Source organism: Methanosarcina sp. Kolksee, from assembly GCF_000969945.1.
In the GTDB taxonomy this organism is placed as follows: domain Archaea; phylum Halobacteriota; class Methanosarcinia; order Methanosarcinales; family Methanosarcinaceae; genus Methanosarcina; species Methanosarcina vacuolata.
The window spans coordinates 3137002-3157614 of sequence record NZ_CP009524.1; the positions used below are offsets into that span (position 1 = coordinate 3137002).

General features: G+C 37.8%; 11 protein-coding genes. 6 read left to right on the top strand and 5 right to left on the bottom strand.

Annotated features, from left to right (window positions below):
• Nucleotides 1-372: 372 nt before the first annotated feature.
• Complete coding sequence (locus MSKOL_RS12965) at nucleotides 373-729, top strand: hypothetical protein (RefSeq protein WP_156151090.1); 357 nt, start codon at nucleotides 373-375, stop codon at nucleotides 727-729.
• Nucleotides 730-1254: 525 nt separating this feature from the next.
• On the opposite strand, the gene MSKOL_RS12970 is transcribed toward MSKOL_RS12965, so the two are convergent.
• The gene (locus MSKOL_RS12970; RefSeq protein ID WP_048156860.1) at nucleotides 1255-3900 is read right to left on the bottom strand and encodes a DUF3656 domain-containing protein; all 2646 of its coding nucleotides are present in this window, start codon (nucleotides 3898-3900) and stop codon (nucleotides 1255-1257) included.
• A gap of 1371 nt (nucleotides 3901-5271) precedes the next feature.
• Here MSKOL_RS12970 and MSKOL_RS12975 point away from each other — a divergent pair.
• The 4 genes from MSKOL_RS12975 to MSKOL_RS20350 all read left to right on the top strand — a co-directional run bounded on the left by MSKOL_RS12975 (nucleotide 5272) and on the right by MSKOL_RS20350 (nucleotide 12378).
• The gene (locus MSKOL_RS12975; RefSeq protein WP_048156864.1) at nucleotides 5272-6744 is read left to right on the top strand and encodes an MATE family efflux transporter; all 1473 of its coding nucleotides are present in this window, start codon (nucleotides 5272-5274) and stop codon (nucleotides 6742-6744) included.
• 372 nt (nucleotides 6745-7116) lie between these two features.
• Nucleotides 7117-8181 carry a calcium/proton exchanger gene (gene cax, locus MSKOL_RS12980; protein ID WP_048156867.1) on the top strand — a complete coding sequence of 355 codons (1065 nt, stop codon included), beginning with the start codon at nucleotides 7117-7119 and terminating at the stop codon, nucleotides 8179-8181.
• 633 nt (nucleotides 8182-8814) lie between these two features.
• Nucleotides 8815-11130, top strand: a complete 2316-nt coding sequence (locus MSKOL_RS12985; RefSeq protein WP_048156870.1) for a PGF-pre-PGF domain-containing protein — start codon at nucleotides 8815-8817, stop codon at nucleotides 11128-11130.
• A 1044-nt stretch (nucleotides 11131-12174) separates the two neighbouring features.
• The gene (locus MSKOL_RS20350) at nucleotides 12175-12378 is read left to right on the top strand and encodes a hypothetical protein (RefSeq protein WP_048156873.1); all 204 of its coding nucleotides are present in this window, start codon (nucleotides 12175-12177) and stop codon (nucleotides 12376-12378) included.
• Here the strand turns inward: MSKOL_RS20350 and MSKOL_RS12995 are convergent.
• From MSKOL_RS12995 to MSKOL_RS13010, 4 genes are read right to left on the bottom strand one after another with little or no spacing between them, the layout of a single operon-like run.
• Nucleotides 12373-13968 (bottom strand): hypothetical protein, encoded by a 1596-nt coding sequence (locus MSKOL_RS12995; RefSeq protein ID WP_048156875.1) that lies wholly within the window; start codon nucleotides 13966-13968, stop codon nucleotides 12373-12375. The genes MSKOL_RS20350 and MSKOL_RS12995 overlap by 6 nt on opposite strands.
• On the bottom strand, nucleotides 13949-15427 hold the full coding sequence (locus tag MSKOL_RS13000; RefSeq protein ID WP_048156877.1) for a hypothetical protein: 1479 nt from the start codon (nucleotides 15425-15427) through the stop codon (nucleotides 13949-13951). Before MSKOL_RS13000 ends, MSKOL_RS12995 begins: the two co-directional genes overlap by 20 nt.
• Nucleotides 15414-18539, bottom strand: coding sequence for a tubulin-like doman-containing protein (locus MSKOL_RS13005; RefSeq protein WP_052725475.1), 3126 nt, complete (start codon nucleotides 18537-18539; stop codon nucleotides 15414-15416). The genes MSKOL_RS13000 and MSKOL_RS13005 overlap by 14 nt, the downstream gene beginning before the upstream one ends.
• A complete protein-coding gene (locus MSKOL_RS13010; protein ID WP_048156880.1) occupies nucleotides 18536-19252 on the bottom strand; it encodes a hypothetical protein in 717 nt (238 codons plus the stop codon). The genes MSKOL_RS13005 and MSKOL_RS13010 overlap by 4 nt, the downstream gene beginning before the upstream one ends.
• A gap of 660 nt (nucleotides 19253-19912) precedes the next feature.
• On the opposite strand from MSKOL_RS13010, the gene MSKOL_RS13015 reads away from it, so the two are divergent.
• Nucleotides 19913-20605, top strand: coding sequence for a type 1 glutamine amidotransferase (locus tag MSKOL_RS13015; RefSeq protein ID WP_048156884.1), 693 nt, complete (start codon nucleotides 19913-19915; stop codon nucleotides 20603-20605).
• Nucleotides 20606-20613 lie beyond the last annotated feature (8 nt).

Genomic DNA, 20613 nt, shown 5'->3' on the forward strand with positions numbered 1-20613 from the left:
TTTGTCTAAAATGTATGTCAAGTTTAGGATTTAACGTCTGAATTATAAAAACAGTAGCAGAGTAATTAAATTCACTAAACACATCGAGTTATATAAGCTCTTTTGTACCTGCTTCTGGCACTTGATTGCACAAATTTGGAAATACTGTCAAAAGTATCATATACAAGGTCTATAAATATATCAGTTAGTAAGTATTGAAGATACTTTACATATTTCTCGGGGTTTATTTTAAGAATCTTTTAATTTGATACATAAAGATTCTCGAGAACAAAATAAAATTCACACATAGAGTGTGAAAAATTCAACAGTATAAAAAAATAGTTTGAGGTGTAATAGATGTTTAAAAATCGGCTTATAATAGCAGGTTTAGTGATGTGTTTAATCCTGGCAATGGTCCCATCAGTCTTGAGTGCTGCATCTTCTGATAAAGGAGTATCTATGGGCTCAAGCGTCCAGCAGTCAACAGCTCCAGCCTCAGTGGATAAAGTATCCACAACAGCCGTGAAAAATGGCATAGCAACCGCTTACTGGCTTGAACTGCAGGCCTATCCTTCAACCAATACAAGGGCCCTTTGGCTCAATGTAGATAATGACTGGAGGTACTTATCCAAACCATCCAGCAATATTGAAACCTCTGTACAAAATGCATTTGCTAATCCTGATGTCTTCCAGGTTAAAGTCTGGTACTCTGGACAGAAGATTGTTGGATTAGTAGTAATGACTAAATAATTGTAAGCAAAGATAACTTTTTAAATCATATTAAAAATAGAACTGTAAAGTATATTTACAGATTTTGCCCCTGGATACTTTTCAGGGTTTAAGCAGTTGCCGGCTTTGAGGCAACTTTTAATTTTTTAATAATCACACAAAGAATTTTTGGGTTTTTGTAACGGGTTTTTGTAAATAGAGCAACCGGATTTCTTGCAATTCACTTTCGGCAGATAACCTGTTTTTCTTAATACATTTTTTGATTGCATTTTTGTTGAAGAATACTTTCTGATCAGTTTCAAGTCTTTCATATTTGAATATCATATCAAACAAAAATACCTGAACTAAAACTATTTTTCTGCCCTATTCTGCACCTAAAGAAACCTGAACTAAAACTATTTTTCTGCCCTATTCTGCACCTAAAGAAACCTGAACTAAAACTATTTTTCTGCCCTATTCTGCACCTAAAGGAAACTGAACAAAACTATTTTCTGCCCTATTCTTCACCTAAAGGAAGTAGCGTTTTTCATTTAAAGGAGTTTGACCTTAAACTCCCTTAAAATAGTGCCCTGTAGTATATTCAACCCCTCTTGCAGGTTTCAGCCTGGTTTCTTTTCCTGCAAGGGCTTCTTTGTATGCCGTTATAATCTCTTTTATCTCAGCCTGAGTATTAAATGAAAGATCAAGCCGAAGCACATCCACACCGTAATCTTTCAGGTTTTTGACGTACTTCAGCATATCAAGCACTTTTGAATTATAAATCAGGGTCCGGGTCCCCAGGCGCTCTACCGGAAATTCGGAACTTTCCTGGTCAACAAGAAGCACTTTGCTGTCCTTTCTTACAATTCTTCTGTCAACAAGGGGCTTTAAAAGGTCATTTTCCGTAATGAGCATAAGCTCTTTGCCGTAAACAAAAATTTCAGTCTGTCCTGAGCCCTCGCAAGTTTGAAGGGCCTCACAGAGATTTTTTATCTCGCTCAGGTTCAGTTCGCTTGAAAGGGTCGATCTGTATGCTCCTGCCTGGTAGAGAGTGCTGGCAGTAAAAGCATTGAAAATATTGAACTCTTTTCCTGCGGTAAAGGGTATGGAAAGCTCTTTTGCAAGCTGTAAGGTCCCGAACTCGGAACAGGCTATCCCGAAGCCTGCCTCTTTAACTTTTTCCAGTAGGGGTTTGAGTTTATCCAGTTCATAATCATGATTTATAAGGGGAACCCGGAAAACAATTTCGACCCTTTCAGCTTTCAAATCTTCAAGCTTTTCCGCATTTTCAGGTGCGGAAAGCTCTTCAAACTTCGAAACCGGAACATAGATAACGTCTGCACCGGCGAACGCGGCTTCAAAAAGAGAAGGACTTTCATTTACTTCAACACTAAGAAGGAGCCTCTTCGAAGCTGAGGTTCTGCCCCGGGTTTCACTAAGTTTTTCACTGAGTGCTTCACTGAGGGTTTTGTTGAGGGCCTCATTGACGGCTGGAGACGGCTCATCCTGATCACTCGCTTCACTGCAGCGGCTTTGAGAGTTACACAGGTGGCTGAAATCCTCAAGATTCGGGTGCTTTTGCTCTCTCTTATCTACACTGAGAATTTTTTCCAGCAGGAGGTCTGCTGCCTTTCTCCTTGCATTCTTCAGCACGCCGACCGGAATGAAAATATTTTCATCAGCATCAATCTCAACAGAAACTGCCTCAAAAGAAGTGTCCCCTAGGCTTTCCATTGCTTTTTTTATCTTCTCGATTGTAGTTGGGGCTTTCTCAGCTTCCTGGACGACATAATCATCCGTGAATTCCACAAATGGAACCTTCTCTGTGGTCTCACTGGTCCCTCCAGGCTTTTCACTTTCTTCTCTAATCACAACCGTAAATCGCTCTCCTTTCCTGGCTCTTACTTTCAGGCTTACAGGAAGCGTTTTTAGTTTTGTTTTTTGAAGGGTGTCGAGGAGCCGTGTATCTGTTGTAAGGTAGAGTTCATCACCTCTCTGGACTGCTCTTCCCGTCTTCGAGCTGATTTCAAGCCCTACTTTCTCACCTTTTTTAGCACTTTTTATATGCTCGCCTGAGATTGTGAGTAGGCCTGTAACTGCCGAGCCGAGCATCCGCTCTCGCGTGAAAATACTTATACCGTCTTTTACCTGGATGTCCTGATTCAGCCGAACTGTGAGTTTCGTATTCCCTTTTGAACGGGAAATATCAAGGACTTTTCCAAGGAACGCTCCATAGTTTGAACTGTATTTAGGATGAGATACGCCTTTTTCTCCGAGTATGAAACCTCTTGTAAAACCTCTGTAAAAGAGTTTTGCAAGTTCGGATTCTCTTGCTTCAAGTTCCTCTTTTGTCGGATTCTCTCCTGGGCCACATATTCCTTCAACTGCAGCCTTATAGGCAGCAGCACTTGCAGTAACGTACTCGGGCTTTTTCATCCGCCCTTCTATTTTGAGGCTTACAACTCCGGTTTTTATGATTTCCTCAAGCCCTGTTAGTGTGGAGAGTTCGGCGCAGCTGATGGGATAACTGCCACCGATATGTCTTTCGTCAACTTCCCTGCCGTTTACAACGAATCTGTACCGGCGTCGACAGGGCTGGGCACAGGCCCCCCTGTTTGCGCTCCTGCCATGCAGGAAACTGCTGAAAAGACATTTGCCCGAATAGGAGTAGCAAAGTGCTCCATGGACGAAAACCTCAATTTCTGCATTTGAGTGGTCCACAATGTCCTTTACCTCAGCCGCAGTAAGTTCCCTTGAGACTATAACTCTTTTTGCTCCCAGCCCTGCTGCAAAATCTACTCCTCCTTTATTATGGATAGTCATCTGGGTGCTTGCATGAAGCTCAAAGTCCGGATAGATTTCATTTAAAAGCCTGAGAAGCCCCAGGTCCTGAAGGATAACTGCATCGACTCCGGCTGCATATGCACAGTCTGTAATCTCAAGCGCGTGCTGCAACTCTTTTTGCTTGATCGGGATATTGAGGGCAAGGTAAACAAGAACTCCGTGTGAGTGCGCCAGTTTCACGGCCTCGTCAAGGTTCTCAAGAGTGAAATTCTTTGCACCCTGACGGGCATTGAATTCGCCAACCCCGAGATAGACTGCATCAGCTCCTCCTCGAATTGCAGCAAGAAGGGCTTCTTCGTCACCTACGGGAGCCAGGACTTCAGGGGGGGTACATGTATAATTTTCAGTAGGATAATTTTCAGTAGACATTTTTGATCAGTTTGTTCTTTCCGGCTGGAAGGTTTTGTAACTATGAAGAGAAAGCTATACAAACGGTTTACATGAAAAGCTTAGCAGAATGCAGATAGATGAGTAAAGGTAAGTAAAGGTGAGTAAAGGTAAGTAAAGGTAAGTAAAGGTAAGTAAAGGTAAGTAAAGGAATAAAGTTCAGTTTAAGACGTAAAGGTACTTCTTGCATAAAAATGGATGGGTAAGCCCTTGACTTTTATTGTGAGAAAACTTATTGTAAACCTGAAAACTTTAAACTTACTGTCATCGTAAATCTGATCTTATTGTTATCGTAAATCTGATCTTATTGTTATCGTAAATCTGATCTTATTGTTATCGTAAATCTGATCTTATTGTTATCGTAAATCTGATCTTATTGTGTAACTATTCAGCCTATATAAAACAACATCAATAGCCACCTTGTTTAATATTTAATGAGCACTTTTTTGGAAGGTTCATTTTTTTAAATTGTTGGTTATTGATTGCGTTTTTCAGTCTTGCATGGGTTAGCAATTTCACGTATGTGACAACTCTGAATCAACATCAGTAGATTGATTTGGGGCACCTGAATAGTTACCTTATTGTTATCGTAAATCTGATCTTATTTTGGATCTGCAACTGTTCATTTCAGACTTATTTCTGCTTATTTGCAGATTTGATAGCCCTTGAGTAAATCTAATGTTTTTTTAGAGTTTTTAGTTCGAGCTGAACCATTTTATTCACGCTTTTAACTTTAGACATATTAATAAATATTTTTGCTTAAAACAGAGCTAGTTTATCCACTTAAACACTTATAAGACCTCAAATTAAAGAACCTGTTAAAATAAAAACGAGTGCAAATCTATATATAATTATAAATATTTTTTATTATATAAAATTCGCTGTAACCAGATAACTATCTGAATCTGGTTTTACTTGCTTTGTTGCATGATTGCACAGGATTCTTGGTTCGTTTGAATCCTCTTTTACTCTTTAAACGGTGAAGCTTCGTAAAACGAATGAGTGCTGCAGGGATGCGCACAAATTAACCCACAGATTATACGCAGTTACCAGTTCGGCATAGACAGACTAATTAATTCTGCAACAGGGCAGCTATACTTGAATCTGCGTATTTTCAGAAGCTTCGTCCAGGATGAGTTATGACCTCATGTAAACTATTTGAGAGGAACGACTCTTATTGTCTCGATCCCTCAATAATAGGTAAAACTTTAAAAAAACACCAATCTCTACAGAAACACAATACAACCTACCTTACTTTGAACAGGTTCTTCTACCTGACAACGGTAAAAACAGTCCCGGGATCTCAAAACCAGACCTCTGAAAGATGGCTTTACAGCATAAGGAGGGCCTGGAATGGTAAGTGACGAAGAAATGAAATCCGGGAACATAGTGAATCTATTCTTGAAATTTGCGTTCCCGACCGTCGTTGGAGTCGTCATTGCCGGAATCCAGGGAATAATTGACGGTTTTTTTATAGGAAATGCTATCGGAAGCCAGGGGCTTGCAGCAATTACCCTTGCCTATCCCGCTTATATGGTTATAATCGCTATTGGAGTAATTATCGGGATCGGTACATCAAGTCTTACGGCCCTCCAACTTGGAAAGGAGAACCTCAGCCAAGCCCTGGACATAGTAAACAATGCTTTTTCCCTGTGTCTTCTTACGGGAGCAGTTTTTACTGTAGTCGGGCTGATTTTCTGTGAAACCTCAATTAGCATCCTTGGAGCCAGCGGATCTTCTCTAGCTTTTGCCCGTGATTACCTGAGGATTATCTTCGCTGGTTCAGTTTTTATGATCCTTTCGGTTGCCCTTGAACCGCTGGTAAGGAACGACGGGAAACCCCGGCTCTGTATGAACATCATGATTGCAGGGGTAATTGTAAATCTCGTGCTCGATTACCTTTTTATCATGCATATGGGCATGGGAATGGTGGGTGCCGCCTTTGCCACAATCATTTCCTTTGCTCTCCCGGCATTACTGTTCATGAATTATCTCTTTGGCAGGGAGGCAAAATTGAAACTCCAAATTAAAGCCATGAAATTCAAACTTAGAACCCAGTTCCAGATTCTTAGAGCTGGTCTTCCCTCTTTCGTCATGCAGTTTTCACTGGCTCTCATACTCTTTGCACACAATTACATGCTGCTCAGGTACGGTTCCGAGCTTGCGGTCTCAGCCTACGGCATTATAGGATATGTCCTTTCAATATTCTCTATGCTTTTTGAGGGAATAGCCCTGGGAGTGCAGCCGATTATAGGTTTCAATTATGGAGCCGGTTATTATGAAAGAGTTTCAAAAACCCTGAAACTGACAATTCTTTCATGCGTCTTGACAGGAGTTTTCGGATTTGTATTAATCTACCTTTTTCCCGAAAAAATGGTGCAGATCTTCAGCCAGGGAGACTCCGAACTTCTGGAAGTTACCCTGCGAGGAATGAAGATTTTCATATTCTCTTTGCTCGTTGAAGGTACCGTGCTTCTCACTGCTATCTATTTCCAGTCAATAAACCGGGTAAGAGCAGCACTCTTCATCTACCTTGGAAAGATTTTTGTTGTTCTCTTTCCTCTGCTCTTTATCCTGCCGATCTTCTTCGGCCTGGATGGAGTGTGGGCTGCATCTCCGGCTACGGAGTATATCATGATGCTGGTAGTTATGGGAATGCTTTTAAAAGAATTCAAGCTCCTCAGGCATGCTGCAAAAGCAGAACCCAGACAATCTGCCGGTACAAAAAAAGCACTACCTGTAGTCAGAAACAGTGGAAAAGCCGATGTTGAGGAAAATCCCAGACTTGTTACTTTCAAGCCTGCCGAGAAAAGGGAGATATTATGAGAGATTCTTCCCTAAAATCCAGTCTTTCTGAAAGTCAATATTTCTGAAATCCAGTCTTTCTGAGATCCAGCCTTTCTGAAATCCAACTTTAAGGCTTTAAAATGGAGCAAAAACTCTCCCATTTGACTTTAATATTTTTGATTTCAAATGGAAGCTTCAGATAATAATTTCAAATTAAAGCGTCAGCTCACGCTTCTGATACTTTATTATTCCTACCTTTTTTTTCGTTTGATTCTTGAGTTTTCCTCCCTATCTGTCTTGAGGGATAAAAATATCTTTCAGCCTTGTTATTAATACATGAGATGAAAAGGGCTGGTATTCTAAGTCGCCTTATGGTAACTCTTTGCCAGGTGGCAGAGGAGATTCATTAACATGGAAAAAACAAAAATCCTGGAAAACGTTTTCAAATTATTTCTTATCTTTGTGCCGCTGAGCCTGCTCGCAGAGTATACACACTCTTCGCCCATAGCAATTTTTGTTTTAGCTTCGCTTGCAATCATACCCCTTGCGAAATTTATAGGTGAATCGACAGAGGAAATTTCGGCACGTACCGGCCCAGCACTGGGCGGGTTATTAAACGCTACCTTCGGGAACGCAACAGAATTAATCATAAGTTTTTTTGCCCTGCAAGCAGGACTTACGGAAATGGTAAAAGCATCGATTACGGGCTCCATCATTGGAAATCTGCTTTTGATTCTGGGTATGGCGTTTTTATTCGGAGGTCTCGGAAAAGATGAGCAGGAGTTCAACACGACAGCCGCAAAGACAAGTGCCTCCACTCTCTTTCTTGCAACTACAGCTATTGTCATGCCGGCTGTTTTCGTCCTTACTTCCGAAAATCCTTCAGATACAATAGTCGAGACCCTGAGCATTGCAGTTTCGGTCATTATGGCTGTGTCATATCTTGCGAGCCTGCTTTTCTCGCTTCACACCCACAAGCACTTATACACTGTTGATACGGCAGATTACGTTGCCAGGTGGAGCGTCAAAAAATCTATTGCGGTTCTTTTCGCATCAACAGTTACGGTTGCTGTTATAAGTGAAATCCTGGTCGGCTCCATAGAACCACTTGCTGAAAATCTTGGCTGGACGGAACTATTCATAGGTATGATTTTCATAGCAATAATTGGAAATGCTGCGGAACATGTATCGGCTGTCACAATCGCAATTAAAAACCGAATGGATCTGGCGCTCCAGATCGCAATCGGCTCGACAACTCAAATCGCTATGTTTGTAGTACCGGTCCTGGTATTCACGAGCTATTTTTTCGAGAACCCCATGAATTTGATTTTCACCACTTTCGAACTCGCTGCCATAGTCTCTGCCGTCTTAATGGTCAAATCCATAATAGAAGATGGCAAAAGCAACTGGTTTGAAGGACTACAGCTTCTTGGAACATATGGAATAATGGCCGTGGTCTCTTTCCTTCATCCATAATCGACAAAAAGTAAGCGACAAAAAGTAAGCGACAAAAAGTAAGTGACAAAAAGTAAGCAACAAAAAGTAAGCGACAAAAAGTAAGCAACAAAAAGTAAGCGACAAAAAGTAAGCGACAAAAAGTAAGTGACAAAAATAGGAGTGCAACAATCAGGAAAGAATGTGAGCTTGCAAGATACTTATTTCTTATATATCTTGCAAGTGCCTGGTATAATAATCCAGAATTTCTCTAATTATAAAATTAGTGTCTTGAGAATTTAGTTATTGGTCACATGTTGACTCTGAATCGCTATATGTTGATCAGAAGCTATCAAATATTATGCTAAATAATTAAATTGCCATGACATCAGGGCTAATATACCCAAACTTTTTTAATTTAAAAAAAGATCAACAAGTAACTAAAAATAGAAAAAATTTTACTTGTACAATTATATAATATATAAGCAGCCTACTTATTTGCCGAGTTTACCTGATATACAAATATAGATGTAATTAAGCTTGATATTTTTGATCCAAAATTATATTATTATCGGGAAAATCAAGGGCTGTTAATTTCATCCAAAAGCCTGAAGATACAGATTATATAAATTGTACTCTGGCTTTGAGAGATAAAAGCTACGTGGGGGAGGGTAAATGAAAATTAATAGAAAGCTATGTGCAATAGCTTTAGGTTCAACAATCTTAATTTTTATATTTTTAGTTTTAATTTCAACTCTAGCATCAGCGGCACAGGTGACAAGAATTGGTAATGGATCTGATCCTGCTATTTATGGTAACAAAGTAGTATGGACAAATAGTGGTGTCATCCAGGTTTATGATTTGACCGCCGGAACAGTCACTACAGTTACTTCTTCTGCTGCATCCTATCCGGCTATTTACGGCAACACATTAGTGTGGCATGACGAAAGCAGCAGGACACCAAGGCTAGCAGTATACGACATATCAACCGCCGCAAAAACTTACATCACACAGAATGTAGATCAATCCAGCAGACCTGCTATTTACGGCAACAGAATCGTTTGGAGTGCAGATTACAATGAATCAAATTACAATTACAACGTGTATATGCGGGACATATCAACTTCCAAACAGACCAAAATTGCAGATGGAAACAGTCCTGACATATATAATAGCAGGATAACATATGGTTATGAGGGTACAGATGGGAGAACCATAGCTGTTTACGATATTAATACTAAGGAAACTATAAATGTACACTCTTCTAGCCAGATATTTAGTCCCCATATATATGGTAATAAAGTGATATGGTCAAACTTCTATTCCAGAGATGGATTTATCGAAATGTATGACCTTATTACCAAAAAAACCATAGATGTTACCAGTGATAATACAGGTAATACCTTATATGGACCTGATATCATTGTTGATGCGGGAGATGACACCGGTACTCATATTAACATAAACGGAGACAAAATCGTATATTCAAAATCTGGCGATGACCAGTTTGGTTATGCAGGTGTATACGTTTATGATATTCCTTCCGCAAAAAGCACTCCAGTCTACATTTATCCAAAAGAAACTTACACTACGCCGGATGTATACGAAAACACTATTGTATGGGGAATAGATAGTAACTACGGCGGTGGGACAGCTAACGATAGCGACAATAATGGTATCTATTTGAGTGATCTTTATTACATAAACACCTTGCTACCGGCAGCTGAATTTACTGCCAACGTAACTTCTGGAACTGCACCTTTAGTTGTGTTATTTACTGCCAGCGGCATTGATGGAGTTTCGGCTTCATGGCTCTGGGACTTTGGGGACGGAATTACCTCTAAAAATGAAATGAAGGCGACGCACACATTTACGAAACCTGGCACATATAACGTTACTCTAAAGGTAACCAGTGCCGCTGGCAATATTTCTATAGACAAAACGGGTTACATAAAGGTCACAAATTCGACCACTCCAGAAACGGGGGTTCCGGTTGCAAATTTCAGTAGTAACGTTTCCGAGGGGTATGCTCCTCTGGAAGTACAGTTTAATGATTATTCCCAGAATGCAACCTCAAGGGCATGGGACTTCAATTCCGACGGAAATGCTGACTCAAGTGACCCGAATCCTGTTTATGTATATGAGACTCCTGGTACGTATTCTGTTAACCTGACAATCTATAATGCAAACGGTTTCTCTTACCTGATTAATACAATAACTGTACTGGAAAACAATTCCAGCGACGACAGTAACTCAAATAGTGACGGAAACAGCAAGAGCGGTGGTAGTAAAAGCAGTGGTAGCGGAGGCGGAGGAGGTGGTTCTCCTGAGCCTGCAAAAAACATTGAAGTAAAGGAACTTTCACAGGTGTTCATTACAAATGGAAAAGAGGTAAAGTTTGATTTTACGAAGAATGCAACCTGCGTTGTTTCTGTGAACTTTGATGCGAAGAAAACTCTGGGCAAAACCACAACCATTGTAGAGATGTTGAAAGGAAAATCTTCCCTGGTTTCTGAACTGCCTTCTGGAGAGGTATACAAATCCTTTAATGTTTGGGTTGGGAATGGCGGAATTGCAACCTCAAAGAACATAGAAAAACCGACCGTTTGTTTCAAGGTTGAAAAATCCTGGATGGAGGATAAAAAGATCGATCCAGCTTCAATTACCCTTAACAGTTACAGAGAGAAAAAATGGGAACAGCTGGAGGTAGAACCATCAGGAAAAGATGACAAATTCCTGTATTTCACAGCAAAAACCCCGGAATTCTCTTCCTTTGCAATAACAGGCACAGCAAAAAAAGCCTCTGATGAAACTGTGACAGAACCCCAGCCTGAGACAGAGACAGGAGCAGTTAATAATAACTATATAAATCAAAACGAGACTGGGAACGAAGGAACGGAAGCTGAACAAAAAATTACATCGACACCTGGATTTGAAATCGGTTTAGGAATAGCTTGTATCCTTAGCGTATTCCTTTATAAACGTAAGTAAAAAAGCAGAATCTCAGTTCAATAATTAAGGCAACAGATGAGAGGATTGAACTCTCATTTTGTTCTTTTTGGTTCTTTAACCGGAGTTTATACTTTCATACATGAAACCATATCAAGAGGCACTTTTTTTGTAGGGTCTAATAAAAAAGTAATTATGTTGGCAAGCAGTTCCAAAATGTTTAATACAAAATAGATATATATTGAACTGATTTAGTTATAGTCAGTATAGTGAAAATTGAAGACTTCTCCAATTGTAGAGTCTAAAAAATAATAATTAAAATAAAACGCAGTAAAACGGGTACCTTCCTTATAAGAAGATAACAAATCACATAAATAACGATTACGGTCTCAGAAAACCAATTCAATATTAGGCGACAACAAGACTTGAATAAGGCGAGGTCTGCAACTTAATTAATTTTTTGTTAGACTTTAAATTATCGTAGCCAAGAGCCTTTATTTTTTAACATTTTAGAAACTCCGGTTTAATCCTGGCGCAGGGAGATTTATCCATATATTTATATAATTATTATGCTAATCGATATTGAGATCTCAAATTTTATCATTCTAGTCCAGTGCAAATGTGAGGTTGTAACCTGTTACCTTAGGCTGAATAAAAAATGATATCTTCAGATACTCTGCAAAAACGAAATTGAAAATAGCAATAGTTTTATATTTAATAAATTTCTTGACAGTTTTTCGAAAACTGGGAAAAAATATTGTTTTAGGTTTTATTGTTTCAGGTTTGGTACTACAAAGCTGATGAGCTTTTTGTCAGATTTTAAGCCACTACATCCATAGTTAGATTTTCCTGTTTTTATAATATTTTTGAACCCTCACTTTCTATTTTTACGGCCTTTCTTTTTTAGATATTTTACTTAAGGCCATCACAAGTGTTAAGACGAATATTATAGCAAGGAATATTATGTTTACGGGGCTGGTTAAATCTGAATAGTTATTGACAAAACCAGCAGTGAGAACATCAGTATTCCCAAGACGTAGTCCGTAGTAGGCTCCTTCTATAATTAATACTATAAGTGATACTAAAATGGCTATTAGAAAACTGCGTATTATAGTGTCAGACTTCATTCTTGATCAGCTTTATAACTACACACTGGAATATAAATACGTTTATTTCAGCCGGGTACTCTGCGGGTTTGCCTGGGAGAGTGAAACTTTCCACGAACAGCAGAAAGTTAAGCTATACTTTGGTCATGGGCAATGTATGGCTGGAACCCGTTGTAAATTATGAAAAAATGGAAAGTAAGTAATCAAAAGCCTTCTCTAAATAAAGAAATAAAGATGGGGCTAAATAGATATAAAAATAAGATGCAGTTATGATGATTATAACCAGAGCACTAGTATAAAAAATTATTCTGATATTCCTGCTTTTCTTCCCTTGTTTTAGTGTTTTTTTTGTTTTCAGGTAGTCTGTACCTTGAATTTGATCCAGATTTTCAGCTTCTTCTTCACTTAGCTTTAAAACAAAATCATTTTTTTTGATACTAACCAGATCTTCGATCAAAGTCCCGAGAAGGATTCGTCCTTCATCTTTTGGCTTTGGAGGCGCTTCAGCGGCAATGAACTTTAAAAAGCTAATTTTGTCTGAATATTCAAATAGTTCTAGTGCCTTTTTAATTTCTTCCTTAAAAGATTTGTACTTAGAATTTTTTAAAGAGTTCTGTGCCCGCCTGCCGCCTAAATTGTTTTGAGATGCTTTCTCCAGTGAGGTATTACTAAAGAGCAAATTAAACAGGTCTTCATCATGTTCTTTGTATATACCTATTATAAGGTCTTTAATTGGGCCTTCAATATATACATTATTTGAGATTAATACTTTATAAAGATCTTTTTTACATTCTGGAGATTCAATTTTGTTATATATATCTAAGAGAACCTTTTTAATAATGGAATTACTGATATCAGCAGGTTTTTTGACTAACCCTTGAAATATTTCAACTTTCTCTTTATCCTCAAATTCGTTTAAAACTAGATCAGAAGGACTACGATAATGTAACGAGTCATTTAATATTTTATTTACAACAGGGCTTATAAAGTCTGATTGAATTTGACTTCCTTTTGAATGAGAAGTTTTATCTTTTAAGGGTTCTTTACTCAGGTCTTTATAAAAATCCCATAATTCTGATTCAGAAGATTTTCTGTATTTTCCGTTTTCTCCGATCTCAAAATCTGGGTTCGGTTTCATCAAACTAATAGATACTTCCGTCTCCGAAGGATACTGAGAAACATCTACACTAAACGTATATCTATACCTTAATCTTTCAATTAATCTAATAATTAAGGAAAGACCACTACTGAGGTCCGAGACCTTAACTGATACTTTTCTGCCAGCAAGAATCTTACCTGCTGTGTATTCTAAAACATCATCATTTATCTGAATTTCTCTTATATTTCTAAAATCCTTTTCATCCCAAAGCCCTACTAACCTGTATTTCTTCAAATCTAGTCTCTCTACCTCAGATTCGACACCTTCATATAACTGCTTTAATGACTGAATATCAGAAAATTGCTTTAATAACTGAATATCAGAATTAACTCTATTTTCGGAATGTAAATTTTTGTAGACCTGAATGAACACAATTCTTTCTTCTCTTCCATTATCAGTTTTTACACTCAAACTACATCCCAAAATTACTTCGTTTCCGTATTCTTTTGACTTTAAATAGAAAGCACTCCTTTTTGTATCAAGCTGCGTTGCCAGTTCAGTGTATTGTCCAAAAAGTATATTGCCTTTTAATAGCTGGCCCGTTGAATTATATATCCCGTAAGGAGCAAAATCCTTTGGAGTTCCTTCAAGAGGATTAGAAGCTGAATTTTTCAATCTCAACAACCCTCCAGGGATTTATTTTTAGACATTTTTGTTGCGTTTCTGCATCCCCATATCCCATAATCTGAGGTTTCATGGTTGCATCCACACTAACGGTGTACATGTAAATCGGTATTTTTTCGGATTTATTCACAATTTCCTTGAATGTGTTAATTTCATAAAACATTTTATATATTTTATGTTCTATATCTTCCGCTTCTTTTGAGTTTTCAAGAATCTGAGAGAGGTCCTCGAACTTATCAGTCTTAGTTACTACAATCGCATACGATTTCTCATTCCCAAATGTACTGATGATATGTGAGTATTGACCGAAAAGTTTTGTCAAATTATGTTTACCATCACCATCACGGAAATTAACGATATAATCCCCATCCACAAGGAAAATGATTTTACCTGCATTTACTAAACTTTTATATATATGGGCAAAAACAACTTTCTCCACAGACTGTGCAAAGTTATCAGGATTAGATTTTTGCAATTCCTTTACATAACTCATATCTTCTATTTTATTATTCAGTTCGACAGTTTCTGTACCGAAACTGTCGTGAAGGTCATCAATTGTTTTCTGATATATAGTTGAGTCAAAATCTTTTGTATGTTCTCCCCCATAGTCGATAAATTTCATTCTTACAGGCTTAAATCCTTTTTTACCTGATAACTTATATAGTGCAAGATCTGTCCGGAGGTTGCTTTTTGGTAGTTCTCCGTTTTCCAGAGCAGCGAGCATATTTCCAATCTTTAAACTTTCTTTGTTTTTTTCCGATACAATAAATTCTTTTCTTTCACCTCCTAAAAAAGCTATGAACTGATCATATAACGCAAGCAGCAATAATGTTTTTCCCGATCCTGATGGACCATATACAAATACATCATAAGCCCTTATACCGTGAATGGTCTCCTTCAAAAGGAACAAAAATATAAACAAAATTACTATTAAAAATATAAATTTTGAAATTTCGTTCTGTGGGATTTCTTGAAAAGACTCATTCATAGTAGTAAAAGCTCGAATGATTAGATATAATGAGGTAAATACAAAAAAGGCCATGATCAACCGACGTAAATACATCGCAAGTCTGTCAAAGGAATTTTTAAAATATGAATAAAAACTTAGGTATCCACCTTCTAACATTCCAAGTATGAATCCGTCAACAAGTAAAAATCCACTTACGTAAAAGACATACAAAAATGGCAAGAACACTGAAAGTAAGAAAATTCCTCCAATTATGGAGTTTCGCTCAAGAATCATCCCAATTGCACTGGAAATAAAAGATGCTACGAGAAAACTGAGAGTGAGTTTTACGTACCATTTTGTATCTGCTATCCAGTAGGACCTACTCATATATAAAAAAATAAGAGATAGGAGAAACCCAACTAAAACAAAAATAATTTCTAAATTTGTATTATTTATAGTGATGTCCAGGCCTAAAACTGTACCTTTTTTACTTATTCTCAAGTTTCAAGGCCTCCTTTAATGGCTTCACTTCATAAAGGTTCTTGATTTGCTGGGGTATTTCCTCTATCCTTTCATTATTTGCAATATTTCCTGCTTCTTCTGGACTTAAGAGAACATTTCGAGTTATGTATTTTCCATCCTGAAGTTTGAGGACGTGATGCAGGATATTTTCCTTATTCTTTGCATAAATTTCCCAGTACCCTCCTCCAGCTACAAGTGGGTAAATATTGTCAAGAAAACTTGATGCGGCAAAAAAGGTAAGAGCAATCTCCCAGGGTTTCGTATGTCCGTGAGTAGTAAACAGGGAATCATTGGGGTGTTGCAAAGACAGGCTCTGATTGATATCTACGCCGATCTTGCTCTTCATGAGTTCAGAACGTACATATCCGGAGGTGGATGATACAACTAAAGCAGCTTTATCAAAAGTCCATCTTTCGGTATCAGTTAGTGAAATTTTTAAATAATTTACTCCAAGTGTTCTACTGTCAAATAAATTCTGATATTTGGCTCTTGCAAGGTTTATGAGTTTGTCAAGCTCTGATTTTCCGTTCGTATCCATGTCAAGGTTGCCCATATCAGATTTGTCTTCCACAAGAGACAGTATCTGGGGGTTAACACTTCCAAGTTTAGTTTTGTATATGCCATTCGTCGTTGCAATATCTATTTTTTTATTGATGTTCTCAAAATGTTCATAGAAAGAATCATAATGTCGAACGAAAGCTGCCCGGGTTGAATATGTTTCGTTCATGGAGACATCGACTTTTTCAAGCATATTCCGCTGAAGGTTCTTTTCTTTGAGTTCTCCCTCCAGACCTTCTTTGTATTCAGATAGCTCTTCCTTCTTTTTGAAGTAGCTAGCATCTTCCAGATAGAGATCTCTCAGATACTCTCGCAAAGATTTCCTGATTTTTGCCTTGTCATCGGATATGAATATTTCATCTAGTTTTTCAGTGCTTATATTATTATTAAGATCAGTAAATATAAAATTATTTATATGTTCTCGAAGTTCATCATTCTTTTTAATTAAATCTATAGTCAAAAAATTATCCGGTATGACTATAGTAAAGGGGGGATCGAGACGAATACCCCATTGTTTTTTATTTAAATTGATATAATCTTCTGCTTTTCCAGCTTCTTGTTTATATTTATTTTTCAGTGCCTGTTTGTTCCCTAATATAAGCCTACGAAAGCTGAACTTTTCAACTTCTTCGGACATATAGTTATAAAAATAATAATTAGTGATAGCATCAATAAATTTACTTAGGTTTTCAAGATCATATTCATTATCTTTTGAGACTGCCTCAATTTCTGTTTTAATATTTTTAGTGCCTGCAGATAAAAACCAATTATTTTTATCTCTCCCTCCAACTTTCCCGGTGCTCAATTTTTCGAGATATTGATCTAATATTTCTTTCAACTTTCGTTCTTTATCAGGAAGGTATTTGATATTCCTGTTGGTTTGCGCATAGACCCCAAGGTCACTATCGATATCGTTTAAGATATTATTGATGTTTTCATCTACTCCGGTGGAAACAGAATCTAACTCAGCTATATCTTGCTTGTTGACCTTCAGCTTCGTATTCAGAGTTTGAATTTCCTGACTCTTAGCGTTCAGCGCTCCATGAAGAGGAGAGATTTCCAGTTTTCCTTTCAGGATATTGATCATTACAGACCTGCACTCTTCATTCTCAACAACTGCAACCCGTTTGAATAAACTTGCAGTTTTTTCGAGCGTCTCGAGAGCTTCTGGAATCAAGCGGAATAATTTTTTATCGGTTTCATCTTTGAGTTCAGGTGGCGTAACGCCTTGAGTGGAATACTTAGCTCGTGAAATATAAGACGTCAGTTCATTATATGTTCCAATCTCATCAAATTGAATATCTGAAATATTATAGCCAATGAATGTCTTTATATTTTCCACGCTGTGGTACCTGAGCCGTTCTGCGATGTCGTTTGTCCATACTCTTATGATATTTTCACACTCGGTTTTTAGGAACCCAAAGACTTCAGTCGTTGGAGCGGATTCTCCATTTATATTGAACTTAATAAGGAGCCCTTCAACAGCCTCGTTTATTTTTTTCCTTGCAACAACAATCTCCCCGAGTTCGTCAACAATCTGGCTGTACCGCTTCTTTAATTTCCTAAGTTCTTCTACGGGATATTCGATTACATGCGAATCAGCAAACAGAAAAGATGAATAGGGCTTTCTTGTGTCACATAGGTGAATATCACTGTTCTCTATATGGAAGAAGTTAATGAGAATCTGCGGGAAGACAGAATCAAAGTCACCTACGGCTTCTAACTCATGCTGTCCGTTGGCATATTCCGTGGGACCCAGAGTTGTAAATATTATATGATCGAAAAGGTTCTCATCACGAAACACATTTAAGTATTCAAGCTCTGTAAGAGAGATGGCAGCATTAAGCTGTTCTTTTTTTCCTTCTTTTGTTGTTGGAAGCACTGCAAAGAGATATATTTTATTTTCCTGTTTTTTCTTGATATATCTTGCAAGATCTATGAACATGCCTGAGCCAGTACCTCCCCCGACCCCTACTATAATAGCTGTGGCTTCAGTAGTCGAAAATGTTGGAAATCCATTCGACTGCCCTTCACTCAGAACTTTATACAGAATAGCTTTTGAGACAGCCCTTCTGCGATGCACACCACCCCCGAAGTCGTCCATGATGAAGGGATCAATACCTTTCAGGCCCTGGAAGGTAACTCCATTTTCGGGATCATTCAACCACCAGGTATTGATCGAGCGGAATCCCTTTATGCTCGCTGAAACTTTAGAGCTGGTTAAATCGGATACATTTGTAACATTTGCAAGTTCTGGCAGATAGTAGGATTTAAATTCGATGTTTCCCGCGCTCTCCAACTTATTTACTTTCGCCATGATTTTTGTTGCCAGCTCCTCATCTATTTCAGATTCATTGGCGTCCGTATCCATTGTATAAATTTTAAGTTTGTTTCTGCCCTTAGAGTAGTAGTGGAGCAACCAATCATAATCGCATATCTCACGAGCAAGTTTTTTTCCGCATCCTCCCAAACCTATGATTGTTAGATTAGTAGGATATTTTAAAGATTGCCTTGAGTCGTCCATGTCTGTCATTCGATAACCTCTCGGCTGTTATTCATTCTTATACCGATTATAATACCGATTATTAGGCCCGCACCCACACCTATAATAAGCCACCAGTATGAAGGCCATTCATCATCTTCAGTCAAATGATCAGCAAGTGTTTTTGACTCTGTAACAAGTCCCTTGTCGTGAAGGTCCTGCAGATAGGTCTTGAAAAAAGGGTCATCTATTTTATTTATTTGTTCTCTGAATGATTCAACTTCCGGAAGTGAAATTTCGAAGGGGCGTGTTTCCACGCTTTCGATCTGATCTCCTTTGCTATTTATAAGCGTGATTCTATCATAAGCATAGCCCGTATTTTTTTTATATTTAATGAGTGTTACACCATCATACTGTTTTTCTTCAGATATATGCGGAATTTGCCCTTTAATATTAACAACGATTTTTGTTGTGCTTTCATTAACCGGGAAATCGAATTTGTTGGAGTCACTTGTAACGTTTAAATTTGTGATATTATATAAATGAGAATTATCAATTTTAACCAAATCTGTGTCAAAAGATATGTAATCTGCAGCTGGTGAAATATTATTTATTGTTAGTGTATAATTTATTACCTGTCCCTCTGAAACTTTATCTTGTGTTTGACCGTTAATCTCAACATTTGTTGCTAATGCTGTACTTCCAAGAAGTAAAAGTAAGAACAGTGATAAAAATAAGTAGTTTACACTCTTGAACGATTTCATTTTTTATTACACCGTCGCTTTAAATTATTCAACAATAGATTTTCTATTAAACAGTTAGAATATTGAAGTCTTTTTAATTAAATATTTGTTTAAATATTAATATATTATAACTTACATATTTATCGTAAACATGGTAAATATTTAGGTATTAACAAGAATGATAGTCATAAACTAAACATTAAGAAATGCAGTTAATCAGTAGAGTCTAATTTCTCATTCGGATATATAACTCAAACCAATGGTAAACCACTGAAAAAGCAGACTAAGAAGAATAAGAGCACAGAGATTTCAGTACTCTCAATAGTTATAAAGTCTGAATTGAGTCTTTTCCATGCCCGTTGGTGTTTCTACTTATAAATTTGGATTATAGTGTTTAACTGTGTATTAATTTGTGCATTGACTATAAATAGTTTACACTATTGAGTGACCTTATTAACTCACAACTTTACCAACAGTTAAATACACATTGGCAGTCTGTACTGGATTTCACCTGACATTTCGCAAATATTTTTAAGAAAATAACATTATTCTGCAATTATTCAGCCTGAGTAAAACAACATCCGATTCGCATAAAGTATGATCTATCCAGGTCTATTTCAGTTAAGGCTTAAACAAGTGTTGAACTATTTATTTAAATGAAAGAACAAAAAATGACCTCTTATGAAAATCCACGTTCTCCAGCATTCCTCCATAAATACCCTCGGCACCATTGAAGAGTACGCAAAAACTAAAAACTACAGGCTTGAATCAACCCGTTTTTACGAAACGATAAGCTCTCCAGAACTTGATACTTTTGACCTTCTTATCATCATGGGCGGCCCGATTGGAGTTTACGACTATAAAGAAAATCCCTGGCTGAGAGATGAAAAAACGTTTATCAAGCAGGCAATCGAAGCAGGAAAACCTGTACTGGGAATCTGCCTCGGTGCACAATTGCTTGCCGATATCCTTGGGGCCCACGTATATGAAAATAGGCACATGGAAATGGGATGGTTTCCTGTAAAGGCGCCCGGAAGCGAGAATAAGCCGGAATTTCTTGAAGGGCTGCCGGACAAGATAACAGTTTTTCACTGGCACTCCAGGACTTTTGACCTTCCCGCAGGAGTTCAGCTTTTTGAAAGTGAAGGCTGCAAGAATCAGGGGTTTATCTACAATGGCAGGGTTGTAGCACTTCAATTTCACCCTGAAGTAAATGAAGACAGAATTCTGAGTTTGATCAAGCGGTTTGGGGATGTGATGGCAAATGGGCCGTTTGTTCAGAAAAAAGAGGAAATGCTCGGGCAGAGCAAATATCTGGCTGCCACAAAGGAATTCATGTTTTTAGTGCTGGATAAATTTGAAAAAATGATTTAAAGAGTGTT